The sequence below is a fragment of the Streptomyces sp. NPDC024698 genome (genome assembly GCF_055559015.1).
This window is the reverse complement of the sequence record NZ_JBVHLK010000003.1, coordinates 61,515-73,517: the sequence shown is the minus strand read 5'-3', so window position 1 is coordinate 73,517 and position 12,003 is coordinate 61,515. Positions and strand designations below refer to the sequence as shown.

At 71.7% G+C, this 12,003-nt stretch carries 12 protein-coding genes and 1 riboswitch; of the genes, 6 read left to right on the top strand and 6 right to left on the bottom strand.

Going from position 1 to position 12,003, the window contains the following annotated elements:
* Positions 1-37: 37 nt before the first annotated feature.
* A complete protein-coding gene (locus ACZ4AA_RS08140; protein ID WP_467597342.1) occupies positions 38-1,438 on the bottom strand; it encodes a purine-cytosine permease family protein in 1,401 nt (466 codons plus the stop codon).
* Positions 1,430-1,524: riboswitch (TPP riboswitch) on the bottom strand. (Overlaps the previous gene by 9 nt.)
* Positions 1,525-1,746: 222 nt before the next feature.
* On the opposite strand from ACZ4AA_RS08140, the gene ACZ4AA_RS08135 reads away from it, so the two are divergent.
* The 3 genes from ACZ4AA_RS08135 (at position 1,747) to ACZ4AA_RS08125 (ending at position 4,809) form a co-directional block, all read left to right on the top strand.
* Positions 1,747-2,568, top strand: coding sequence for an alpha/beta fold hydrolase (locus ACZ4AA_RS08135; protein ID WP_467597339.1), 822 nt, complete (start codon positions 1,747-1,749; stop codon positions 2,566-2,568).
* A gap of 216 nt (positions 2,569-2,784) precedes the next feature.
* The gene (locus tag ACZ4AA_RS08130) at positions 2,785-4,152 is read left to right on the top strand and encodes an RICIN domain-containing protein (RefSeq protein WP_467597336.1); all 1,368 of its coding nucleotides are present in this window, start codon (positions 2,785-2,787) and stop codon (positions 4,150-4,152) included.
* A 135-nt stretch (positions 4,153-4,287) separates the two neighbouring features.
* Positions 4,288-4,809 (top strand): hypothetical protein, encoded by a 522-nt coding sequence (locus ACZ4AA_RS08125; RefSeq protein ID WP_467597332.1) that lies wholly within the window; start codon positions 4,288-4,290, stop codon positions 4,807-4,809.
* Between the two features lie 10 nt (positions 4,810-4,819).
* Here the strand turns inward: ACZ4AA_RS08125 and ACZ4AA_RS08120 are convergent, their stop codons facing one another.
* Complete coding sequence (locus ACZ4AA_RS08120; protein WP_467597329.1) at positions 4,820-5,872, bottom strand: bile acid:sodium symporter family protein; 1,053 nt, start codon at positions 5,870-5,872, stop codon at positions 4,820-4,822.
* Between the two features lie 16 nt (positions 5,873-5,888).
* Complete coding sequence (locus ACZ4AA_RS08115) at positions 5,889-6,758, bottom strand: phosphatase PAP2 family protein (RefSeq protein WP_467597326.1); 870 nt, start codon at positions 6,756-6,758, stop codon at positions 5,889-5,891.
* 312 nt (positions 6,759-7,070) lie between these two features.
* Between ACZ4AA_RS08115 and ACZ4AA_RS08110 the strand changes: the two genes are divergently transcribed.
* Both ACZ4AA_RS08110 and ACZ4AA_RS08105 read left to right on the top strand, forming a co-directional pair.
* Positions 7,071-7,463, top strand: a complete 393-nt coding sequence (locus ACZ4AA_RS08110) for a VOC family protein (protein WP_467597324.1) — start codon at positions 7,071-7,073, stop codon at positions 7,461-7,463.
* A gap of 83 nt (positions 7,464-7,546) precedes the next feature.
* Positions 7,547-8,611, top strand: coding sequence for an adenosine deaminase (locus ACZ4AA_RS08105; RefSeq protein WP_467597321.1), 1,065 nt, complete (start codon positions 7,547-7,549; stop codon positions 8,609-8,611).
* On the opposite strand, the gene ACZ4AA_RS08100 is transcribed toward ACZ4AA_RS08105, so the two are convergent.
* Entirely contained in the window at positions 8,599-9,108 is a 510-nt protein-coding gene (locus ACZ4AA_RS08100; RefSeq protein ID WP_467597316.1) for a mycothiol transferase, read from the bottom strand. The two genes, ACZ4AA_RS08105 and ACZ4AA_RS08100, sit on opposite strands and share 13 nt — an antisense overlap.
* A 45-nt stretch (positions 9,109-9,153) precedes the next feature.
* Complete coding sequence (locus ACZ4AA_RS08095; RefSeq protein ID WP_467597313.1) at positions 9,154-10,047, bottom strand: LysR family transcriptional regulator; 894 nt, start codon at positions 10,045-10,047, stop codon at positions 9,154-9,156.
* Positions 10,048-10,198: 151 nt separating this feature from the next.
* Here ACZ4AA_RS08095 and mgrA point away from each other — a divergent pair, with 151 nt between their 5' ends.
* Positions 10,199-11,191, top strand: a complete 993-nt coding sequence (gene mgrA / locus ACZ4AA_RS08090; RefSeq protein WP_467597311.1) for an L-glyceraldehyde 3-phosphate reductase — start codon at positions 10,199-10,201, stop codon at positions 11,189-11,191.
* 81 nt (positions 11,192-11,272) lie between these two features.
* Here mgrA and ACZ4AA_RS08085 read toward each other — a convergent pair whose 3' ends face one another.
* The gene (locus tag ACZ4AA_RS08085; protein WP_467598888.1) at positions 11,273-11,650 is read right to left on the bottom strand and encodes a nuclear transport factor 2 family protein; all 378 of its coding nucleotides are present in this window, start codon (positions 11,648-11,650) and stop codon (positions 11,273-11,275) included.
* Between the last annotated feature and the right edge of the window lie 353 nt (positions 11,651-12,003).

Below are 12,003 nucleotides of genomic sequence, written 5' to 3'. Positions count from 1 at the left end.
CGGCCCCCGGCCGGCGGAGCGACGGGCGGGGCGGCCCTCAGGCGCGACGGCGCAGCCGCAGCGGTGCGTAGAGGGCGAGGGCGACGAGGAACGCCACGTAGTACGAGAGATCGGCGCCGTGCAGCGCGTTCGCCACCGGACCGACGTACAGGCTCGTGTCCATGAACGGAACGGCCGCGCCGAACGCCCCGGCGAACGCCAGGAGCGAGATCCGTCCGGTGCGCGAAGGGACCGTCTCGGCGGCGATGTCGAGCGGGGCGTCGCCGCGCTCCCGTCCGCGGGCGATCCAGTCGACGACGACGATCGCGACGAACCCGGGGATCCAACAGCCCACGAACAGCAGCACGTTCTGGAAGCGGGCGGTCGTGTCGGCGGCGTGCATCCACAGCACCAGCGGGAAACCGAGCGCGGCGGCCAGCGCGGCGGCCGCCGGGCGCGGTATCCGGACACCGAGCGTCTGGAGGGCGAGGGAACCGCTGTAGTCGTTCATCGCGTTGCTGCACACCGCGGCCAGGGCCACCGCCAGCAGCCCGAACGCGCCGGCCGCACCGCCGCCCAGCAGCGCGTCCACGCCCGCCGCCGTCTGGTCGGTCAGCACCGAAGCGCCCCACAGACCGAGGACCTGCACGGCGACGAAGGAGGTGACCAGCCCGAGCAGCGTGCACCAGAACATCCGCGGGCGGGAGGTGCCGCGCGGCAGATAGCGGCTGAAGTCGGACGCGTACGGCGCCCAGGACAGCGACAGGCTCAGCGCGATGGTGCTGGTGAGCACGAACGCGCCCAGGCGGTCGGCGCCGGCCGCGGACCCCGTCGCCGCGGGGTGGACCCCGTCGAGCATCCGCCAGGCGATCACCGTGAAGGCCACCGCCAGCACGAACGTCATGACGATCTGGAGGCGGTGGATGGCCTCGTAGCCGAGGACGCCCAGGGCACCCTGGGCCGCCATCATGACCAGCACGCCGACCCAGAACGGCCAGCCGCACAACCGCGCCAGCGCATCCCCGCCGAACAGGCCGATCAACGCGTCCCAGGCGACCGAGGACAGCCACTGGAGCATCCCGGGCAGGATCACCGACCGGCCGAACGCGAGGCGTGCGAGCGGAAGTTGGCCGGTGCCGGTGAGTCCGCCCCAGGTGCTGAGGGCGGCGGTGGGCAGAGCGCCGAGCACGGTCCCGAGGACGACCGCGGCGAGGGCGGTGGTGAAGTCCAGGCCGAGCGTGACGCCGATGGTGCCGGTGAACACGCCCGTCATGGTCAGGTTCGGGGCGAACCACACGGTGAACAGGCGCCCGGCCCCGCCGTACCGGTTGCTCTCGGGGACCGGCTCGATGCCGTGCCCCTCCACCCGCAGATCGCCGGGTGCGGCCGGCATCCGTCCGTCGAAGACGGCGGGCCGGCTGTCGGCGGGCAGCCCGCCGGGAACATGCGCCAATGGCATGGAAGACATCCCTCCGCCAGTACGAACTGGTTCAGGTTCGACGGGTGTGATCTCAGCCCTCGGACGGGGCACCCCGTGTCCGGTACGACGGACACCCTAACCGTTCCCGGCGACGGAGCGGGAGCGGGTCCTCACTCGGCCGGACCGGCGCACGCCCGCGCGTGCCCCGGGTTCATTCGAACGGCGCGGGCGGGACCGTTCACAGCGCGGCGCGTGCCGCCGCTCGGTACTGTCGGAAGTGATCGCCGCTCGTGCTCCGCTCCCGGGTTCCCGGGCCCCGGTGGCCGGGCGGAAGGAGGCAGGGTGCCGTGACCGTGATCTCCCTGAAGTCCGCGCGGGTGCGGGAAGGGCTCGCCCTTCCGTACGCCGAAGCCGGCTACCCCAGTGGTACGCCGGTCGTCTTCGTGCACGGTCTGGCGGACTCCTGGTGGTCCTTCGAGCCCCTGCTGAGGCGCCTGCCGGCGACCCTGCACGGCTACGCGCCGACACAGCGCGGGCACGGCGACGCCGATCGGCCCCCCGAGGGCTACGCTCCCGACGACTTCGCCGCGGACCTGGTGGCCTTCCTGGACGCGGTCGACATCCCGCGTGCCGTCCTGGTCGGGGCGTCCAGCGGCGGCGTACCGGCCCGCCTCGTCGCCGGCAGCCATCCCGACCGCATCGCGGGTCTGGTGCTGCTCGGCGTCCCCGGCACCCTCGCGGACAAACCGGCCGTGACCGGGCTGGTGAACGCCATGGAGGACCTGTCCGATCCCGTGCCGCGCGCGTTCGTGGAGGACTTCCTGGCCGACACGGCGGCCCGCCCGATCGCCCGGGGGTTCATCGAGACGATGGTCGAGGAGAATCTGAAGCCTCCCGCGCACGTCTGGAAGGACACCGCCCGCGGCCTCCTCGACGTCGATCTCCGTGCGACGCTCGGCGGCATCCTGGTGCCCACGCTCGTCATCTGGGGTGAACAGGACGAGTTGCTGCCGCGCGAGGACCAGCAGACCATCCTGGACGCGGTCCACGGCGCCGAGTTCCTCGCCTACCCGGAGACCGGGCACTGCGTCCACTGGGAGCAGCCCGAACGGGTGGTCGCCGACATCGCCACGTTCGTCACGCGAATCGAGCACCCCGGCACACGCTAGGCCGTCTGACCTCGATTAAGGAACAACTTCCCTACGCGCGGGCCGTGTTGATCGCGACCGGCCGGAGGCAACCGTCGCGGGACCTGCCTTTCTTCCCGCCCCCTTCCTGTCCACCGGCGCCCGTTGACGCGATCTGTAGCCCGGCTGCTCGTCGGCGTTCACCGGCGCCTGTCTGCATGGCATGCTCATGCTCCCCACAGGAAGGGTTCACGTGCCATGAGACCGAGCCGACGCTCCCTGCTCGCCGCCACCGCCGTACTGGGATCCGTCTTCGCCGTCCCCGCACCCGCGGGCGCCGCCGAAGTCCCCGCCCCGGGCACCTACTTCGTCCAGAGCGCCATCACGGGACTGAACGCCGCCGACAGTTCGGGCGCGGTCCTCCAGCACAATCCGAAGGGCAACGAGGACCACCAGCAGTGGTCCCTCCGCCAGAGCGGTTCCTCCTTCGTGCTCGAAAGCGTCGACACCGCGGGCAGTTGTCTGGGCCGCTCCGGCGACCAGGCCAGGACCGTCGCCTGTGCGAGTGCCGACGCCGCCTGGGAGGTGACGCCGAACGGTGCCGACCAGTACACGCTCAAGGTCCCTGGAACGAGCCGGTACTTGACGGTCACCGACAAGTCCGGTGGTTCCAACTACCCGGCCCAGCTGGCGATCGGCTCTGCGGGCGGCCTCGCCTCCTGGTACCTCACCCCGGTCACCTCCACGACCCGGCCGATGCCGTCCCAGGACCAGCGGACCCTGGACCAGGTCACGTTCCTGACCGCCCACAACGCCTACGCGAACGGCGTGGACGGCGGCTTCGCCCCGCCCTTCGTCAACCTCGTCCCGAATCAGACGCGCGGGATCAACCAGCAACTCGCCGACGGTGTACGAGGGTTCATGCTCGACCTGCACCAGACGTCCGACGGTGCGATCCTCTGCCACGACAGCTGCACCCTGGTCAGCAAGCCGGTCGCGCTCTGGGTCGACCTCCAGCGCATGGTCGACTTCCTCAAGCAGCACCCCGATCAGTTCGTCACCGTGTTCCTGGAGGACTACGTCGATCCGGGCGTCCTGCGCGCCGAACTCGCCCGGGTGAACGGCCTGTCCGACGTGCTCTACCGACCGGACCAGACGGGCGTGCGCGAGCACGGCTGGCCGAAGCTCGCCGACCTGACCGCCGCCGGGCAGCGCCTGCTCATCTTCACCGACCACAGCCGCGCCTCCGACGAGTCCGCCGGACTGACCCGCGACAGCTTCGGCGTCATGTACCAGCGAGAGTGGACCGTCGAGAACTACTGGTCCATGGGCTCGGGCCTCGGCTCCTCCGACTGGTCCTGCTACAGCCGCTGGTACGGCGCGGACACGAACGTGCCGCTCACCCGCACCGAGCCGGGCTTCCGGCCCCTCTTCGTCATGAACCACTTCCGCGACGTCACCATCTCCGGGACCGCGAGCACGGACAACACCAAACTCACGGACCGGGCCCGCCGCTTCTGCGAACCGGCCGCCCGCAAGAAGCCCAACTACCTCGCCGTCGACCGCTACGACCTGGGAAACCCCACCTCCGCGGTGAACACGCTGAACACCTACGTCTACCCGTAACCCGCCGGAGACCGCGAGCCCCACGCCGACCTCACCCGCGAGGACGACCGACGCGGGGCTCGCGCCGCGGCCGAACACGCTGGCCAACTCCTCGCGCACTAGGCAACCGGGCAGAGGTGGCACACACTTCGAGTCATGGACAACGGTGCGTTGTGGGTGGCCGTACTGACCGCCGGCACGGCGGTGGTCGCCAGTTGGGTCACCAGCAAGGGCAACGCGCAGGCCGCTCGTGTCCAGGCCCAGGCCACCGCCGAGGCCGAGCACTTCGCCCGAGAACGCGAGGCGCGCAGGGCTACGCAGCTGGAATTCATCCAGGAGGCCAACGACATGGGGATTCTGTACCGCCGGATCCCCAAGTATCTGGATGTTGAGGACCAGGCGGCGCGGCAGGCTTCCCTCGCTGAGCTCCGGGATCGACTGCGTGACTCCTACGGCCCCTTCCTGCGTGCCTTGGCGGTCGTCTCGCTGGAATGCCACCCCGGTCCGGTGGCGGCGGCGAACGCCGTCCACGGGGCCACGGGCGAGGCGTACGCCCGCCTTGCCGCAGTCGAGCGCGACATCCGAGAGGCTGACGGTTTCCGCCGTGCCGCCGCGGCGTACCTGGCGGCGGTCGACGCTTTCGTCGTGGCGGCACGACGGGCGGAGCACGCGAGCTAGACGGGTGCGGTCAGCGGGGGCCACGACGGGCCGGGCTGCCAGTCCGATGGCGGCGTCCGGCCCATGGCCGTGACGAGAACGGTCGGCGAGGGCGGCGGCCCGCGCGTACGACTCTTCCTGCGGCCGCCTTCTGCAACAGGCTGTACGCCAGTACCGGGAGCAGGACGTGCGGACGGTCGGGGAGGGCCGTCGTGATCAGGACGGCGCCGGCGCTGCTGTTGTTCATGCCGCAGGCCAGGGTGACCGACGCTCCCGCGGGTGCGTCGAGGCGCAGGGCGCGGGTGGTGACCAGGCCCAGCGCGAACGACAGCCCGCAGACGGTGGCGGCGACGGTGACCGCGGCGGTGAACAGGACCGGTTCGGGGTGGGCGAGGAAGGGTCCGAGGGCTCCGCTCGCGTTGACGTAGGTCAGGAGCAGCGAGGCGAGCATCGCCGCGGGAGCCGCCGCGCCGACCAGCAGGGAGGCCGGGCGGCCCGGCAGCACCAGGCGGCACAGGATTCCCGCGCCGCACGGCAGCAGTACCCCCGTGAGGGCGAAACCGCTGCCGGCGGTCCGGGCCGCCTCCGCGAGCGAGCCCGCGTACGGGCCGTGCAGCAGCGGGCACAGGGCCGCCAGGGTCACCGGGAGGGTGAGTGGGCTGACGATGGTGGACGCGAGGACGAGGCCCACCGCCGTCGGCTGGCAGCCCTCGCCCTTGCCGGTCCACACCGTCGCCCCGGCCGCCACAGGCATCGCCACGATGAGGATCATCGCCGTGACCAGCCCGCTTCCCCCGTCGCTGTCCGGTGACTGCCGGAGCGCGAACGCCACGCCCGGGATGATCAGCAGCGGTGCGACCAGGTGCAGCACGAGGCCCGTCAGCAGCGCCGCGGGACGGCGGACGAGCGCGCGCAGTTCGCTCAGCGGTACTTGCAGGCCCGCCGTGAACAGCACCAGGGACAGCAGGAACGGGGCCGTCGTGAAGGGGATTCCGGGTAACGAGGAGGGGCCGAGCCAGTGGGTGCGGCGCAGCCACAGGCCCGGCGCGGGCACGGTCGCGGCGGCCAGATAGGCGCCGCTCACCGCCCAGCCGAGATGGTCACGGAGCAGGGTGAGGGGGGACCTCGTCCGATGCGTCGGGATCGCGAGGGGTGCTGGACGCCCTGGGCTCGCCCGGCTCGCTGGGCTCACTGGACGTGGTGGGCTCGCCGGGCCCGTCGGGCCCACTGGGCTCGCCGGGGTCGCGAAGTTCGCGGGCTGCTCGGGCTTCATCGTGGCGCTCTTCCGTCGTCGGGCCTTGGCGGGGACGGGGCGCCGATATCGCGGAGTACGTGGAGGGGAGGAAGCGCGTGAGGCCGTACAGGAGCAGACTCAGCCAGCAGACGGCGAACAGCCAGCCGCCCAGGACGTCCGAGAACCAGTGGACGCCCAGATAGACGCGGGACAGACCGACCAGCACGGCCCAGCACCCGACGAGCGCGACGAGAATTCTCCTGGACTGCGGCGCCCGGGCGAGCACCGCGAAGATCAGGACTCCGGCGGTGACGGCCGAGGTGGTGGTGTGACCGGACGGGAAGGACCATCCCGAGGCATGGGTGGCCCAGTCCGCCAGGGGCGGTCTCGGCCGGGCGACCCATGACATCACCGCGAACCGCAGGGCCTGCGCGGCCCCCAGAACGCACACGCACGCGGCCACGGCGCTGACCCGCTGTCGCGCCGTCCGCCCGAGGAGGAGGCCGGCCATGACGACCAGTGCGTACGGGACGGCTCCTGTGCCGGTGTAGGTCACCCCGCGCGCCAGGGCGAGTGCCACGTCCGGGCGGTGCGCGACCGACCAGGAGGCGAGCCGGGAGTCGACGAGCAGGGGAGCGCCGTGGCGACCGGTCACGATCAGGGTCAGCAGCACGAACGCGACCAGACTCCCCACGGCGGTCGACGCGGCGAGGTCGCTGGTGCCGTGGCGCCTCATGGGCGGGCCGCGACGGCGTCGGTCGCGCGCGCGGGTGCGACGCCCGGGACGGCGGACATGGGCGTGGCCCCTTTCCACGGCAGGTGCGCGCACGCGGCGGCACACGCCGCCGATGCCCACCCGCCTCGCTTGCCTCGTCGATTTCGTCTACACAACTGTAGACGATTGGCGGCCGGGATCGTTCCCGTACCGCCCCGCGAAGATCGGCTTCCTGCCGCCCGGCGGGTAGGTGCACCGTGAGGCCGGTGGCCCCCGACGGATGCCGCGGCGGATGTCGTACCCTACGTGTTACGTATAACCCTGGAGAGCCCGATGAGACGCATCGCCCTGGTCACCCTCGTCGTCGACGACTACGACGAGGCCATCCGCCACTACACCGAAGCCCTCGGTTTCCGCCTCGTGGAGGACACCCCGAGGCCCGACGGCTCCCGTTGGGTCGTGGTCGAGCCGGGCGCGGACGGCGCCGGAACCGGGCTGCTGCTCGCCCGGGCCAAGGACGAGGCGCAGCGCGGCCGCATCGGCGACCAGACCGGCGGACGGGTCGGCTTCTTCCTGTACACCGACGACTTCGCCCGCGATCACGCCCGGATGAGCGCCGCGGGCGTGACCTTCCTGGAGGAGCCGCGCCACGAGCCGTACGGCTCGGTCGCCGTCTTCCAGGACCTGTACGGCAACCGCTGGGACCTCCTCCAGCCCGCAGGCTGACCGGGCCCCACGCGTACCGTCCGCACCCGCCCGAACCGTCCCGCACCCTCCCGCTCCGACCCACCTGCCGAGGAACACCGCACATGACCGCGCCCCGCATCGACATCGACACGATCCGCCGCCTGCCCAAGGCGGTCCTGCACGACCACCTCGACGGCGGCCTCCGCCCGGCCACCCTGGTCGAGCTCGCCGAGACCGTCGGCCACACCCTGCCCACCACGGACCCGCGGGAACTGGCCGACTGGTACTACGAGGCCGCCAACTCCGGCGACCTGGTCCGCTACATAGCCACCTTCGAGCACACCCTCGCCGTGATGCAGTCCCGCGAGGGCCTGCTGCGCACGGCCGAGGAGTACGTCCTCGACCTCGCCGAGGACGGCGTCGTCTACGGCGAGGTGCGGTACGCGCCCGAGCTCATGGTCAACGGCGGGCTGACCCTGCCCGAGGTCGTCGATGCGGTGCAGGAGGGTCTCGCGGCCGGTATGGCGAAGGCGGCCGCCGCGGGCACCCCCGTACGCGTCGGCACCCTGCTGTGCGGCATGCGGATGTTCGACCGGACCCGCGAGATCGCGGACCTCGCGGTCGCGTTCCGGGACGCCGGGGTCGTCGGCTTCGACATCGCGGGCGCCGAGGACGGCTTCCCGCCCGCCGACCACCTGGCCGCCTTCGAGCACCTGCGCCGCGAGAGCGTCGCGTTCACCATCCACGCCGGCGAGGCCCACGGTCTGCCCAGCATCCACCAGGCGCTCCAGGTCTGCGGCGCCCAGCGCATCGGCCACGGCGTCCGCATCACCGAGGACATCGTGGACGGCAAGCTCGGCCGCCTCGCCGGCTGGGTGCGCGACCGCCGGATCGCCCTGGAGATGTGCCCGACGTCCAACCTCCAGACCGGCGCGGCGACGTCCATCGCCGAACACCCCATCACCGCCCTGCGCGACCTGGGCTTCAACGTCACCCTCAACACCGACAACCGCCTGGTGTCGGGGACGACCATGACCCGGGAGATGTCGCTGCTCGTCGAGGAGGCGGGCTGGGGCCTTCAGGACCTGCGCACCGTGACGGTCAACGCGCTCAGGAGCGCGTTCATCCCCTTCGACGAGCGCGAGGCCCTCATCGAGGACGTCGTGCTCCCCGGCTACGCCGGCTGAACCAGCCCGCGTACGTAGGCGGCCTGTCCGACGTGCTGGAGATCGTCGGACAGGACGCTGACCAGGCGCACGCCCAGGGTCACCGGCGGATCCCAGCGCTCGTCCACGACGCGCTCGAAGTCATGGGCGGCCAGTCCGCCGATGAACGCCAGGGTCCGTTCGTGGACGGCGTCGTAGTAGCCGAGCAGCAGGTCGCCCGACTCCACCCGGACCCGGGCGACCTTCGCGGACGTGTGGCCGTACCCGGTGTCGGCCCGCGGCAGATCGAGCCCGAAGCGCTTCGCGAAGTCCTCGGTGAGCCACACCTGCTCCGTCCCGGCGGCGTCGGCGACATGGTCGTCCTGGACCCGGGTGAGATGCCAGACCAGCCAGGAGACCGAGTTCGCGTCCTCGCCGGGGCGGGCGTTGAGGCCCTCCGGCGCGAGGCCGCCGACCGCGGCGTGGACTTCTTCCCGGACGCGGGCGAAACCGTCGATGAGGATGTCCTTGGCAAGCATGGGACCACCATCGCGCATCACGCCCGTCCCTGCGCCCGCAATGGCTCAGGCGCCTTCCCCGGGGGCGTCGAGCAGCAGCATCAGGGCCCGCGCCGCGGGACTCGTGGCCTCCGCGGGCGGCAGCATCGCGACCGTCTCGTACGACCCCTCCGAGACGCCCTTGAAGGGCAGCGCGGTGAGGTCGCGGGCCTCCGGCTTGTGACCGAAGTGGCGCGGTACGACGGCGACCCCGAGGCCCTCGTGGACGAGCTCCAGGAGACTGTGGACGTCGTTGACCTCCAGGGCCACCGTCCGCCGCACACCCGCCGCCGCGAACGCCGCGTCGGTGGTGCGCCGCGGACCCCAGTCGGGGTGGAAGTCGACGAAGGCCTCCTGGCCCAGTTCCTCAGGAGTGACGACGGCGGCCGTCGCCAGGGGGTGTCCGGGGTGGCAGAGCACGGTCATCGGCTCACTGGCCAGCGGCACCGAGCGCAGGTGCTCGGAGTCCGCCCGGGTCCGCACGGCGAAGGCCAGGTCGAGACGGCCCGCGGCGACCTCCTCGGCCAGCGCCTCCGAGCCCGCCTGACGCAGCCGGATCTCCACGTCCGGATGCCGCCGCCGGAACGCGGCGAGCAGCCGGGCGCAGTGCACGCCCGCGATGCACTGCTCGGTGCCGAGGGAAAGGGTGCCGCGCAGCACCCCCTGGACGGCGGCCACGGCGTCCTGCGCCGAACGCACCTGGGCGAGGATCCGCTCCGCCTCGACGAACAGGGCGCGACCGGCCTCCGTGAGGGTGACCCGGCGGGTCGTCCGGACGAAGAGCGGCGCCTGGAGCTCCCGCTCCAGCGCCCTGACGGACGAGGAGAGCCCCGACTGCGACACCATGAGCCGCTCCGCCGCCCGGGTGAAGTGCCGGTCCTCGGCGACGGCGACGAAGTGCTGGAGATGACGCAGTTCCATGGGAGGCAAGGGTAGGCGCCGGACGGAGGGCGCCGTGACCGATTGAGAAGCGGGAGCGCTCAATGCCATCCGATCCTCCCGTTGGACCGATGCCCGGGGGGCGCGCGAGAGTGGAAGCAGCCTGTTTTCCCCGGCCTCTCAGGAGTACGCGTTGTACACCCCGCACCCCGACCGTTACGCGGACATGCCCTACCGGCGCACCGGACGCAGCGGCCTGAAGCTTCCCGCGCTGTCGCTCGGTCTGTGGCACAACTTCGGCCCCGACCGGCCCGTGGACGTCCAGCGGGCGATCCTGCGCCGTGCCTTCGACCTGGGCGTCACCCACTTCGACCTGGCGAACAACTACGGCCCGCCGCCCGGCGCCGCCGAGTCCGCCCTCGGCGACGCCCTCAGGGCGGATTTCTCGCACCACCGCGACGAGCTGATCGTCTCGACCAAGGCCGGCTATCTGATGTGGCCGGGCCCGTACGGCGAGTGGGGCTCGCGCAAGTACCTGCTGTCCTCGCTCGACCAGAGCCTGGCCCGGACGGGTCTGGACTACGTCGACATCTTCTATTCGCACCGCCCCGACCCGGAGACTCCGCTGGAGGAGACGATGGGCGCCCTGCACTCGGCGGTCCAGCAGGGCAAGGCGCTGTACGTCGGTGTCTCGAACTACTCGGCGGAGCAGACCCGTGAAGCCGCCCGGATCCTGGCCGATCTGGGCACCCCGCTGCTCATCCACCAGCCGCGGTACTCGATGCTCGACCGCCGCCCCGAGGACGAGGGCCTGCTGGACGCGCTCGACGACCTCCAGGTCGGATCCATCGCGTACTCGCCGCTGGAGCAGGGGCTGCTCACCGGCCGCTATCTGAACGGCATCCCGGAGGACTCGCGAGCCGCGAGCGACAGCCCGTTCCTGAGCGCGGACACGGTCACCGAGGATCTCGTGGGCCGGCTGCGGACCCTGGACGAGATCGCCAAGTGCCGCGGTCAGTCGCTGGCCCAGCTGGCGCTGGCCTGGGTCCTGCGCGGTGGCCGGGTCACCTCGGCCCTGGTGGGCGCCAGCAGCCCGCGGCAGCTGGAGGACAGCGTCGAGGCCATCGCCAACCTGGACTTCACCGAGGACGAGCTCGCCCGGATCGACGCGGTGACCAAGGCGTAGGGCCGACGAGGCCGGTCGCGCCGCCGCGCGTGCACCGGGGTCCCTGACGCGTACCCCGTCCGCGTCAGGGACCCCGGCGTTTCAGGCCGGGACGCGGTCCAGGAATCCGTGCACGCTGCGGATCCGGCCCTCGGCTTCCAGGACGATCACGTCGAATCCCGCGACGGGCGCCGAACCGTCCTTCGTATCGACCAGTTCCCAGCCGAAGCGGGCCGTGTCGTGGTGCCCGTCGACGGTGCCCAGCGGGCGGAAGACGAACCCGGGGAACTGCTCGTGGACGGTGGTGATCACCTCCGTGATCCGCTCGTGCCCGCGGACCTCGGCGAGCGGGTCGGTGTACGTGCCGTCGGCGGCCCACGCGGCGGCCACCGCCTTCGTCAGCGCGTCCCGCCCGTCCGCGTTCCAGGCCTCGAAGTAGGCGGCGACGGCGGTCTCGTAGCGGTCGGTGTTCGCGGACATGGTGAACCAGCCTCCAAGGGGGAACGTATCCATGGTCAAGGTCCGTGTCCCGGGCCGGAGTTGCACTCCGGGATGCGTTGTGACCACCCTGACGGGCGCCGCGCGAAGGGTCGATTACCTCGCGGGTCATGCCACGTCTCCGGGGCCCGGCCACCCTGGGTGCCCTTTCGGCCAATCGCCGCCGTGAATATGCCAAGAGACTGGCTGAATTCACATGGTGACAGTGTGTCAGTAGTGGCGATACTCAATCAGTAGGGCAATTCAGCCAAGCCTGTGCAATTGCACGGAGCAGTGCCCATGAGCCGCACGGAAAGCGAGGCCGGACCGGCGACGAGCGACGCCACTGGGGGAAG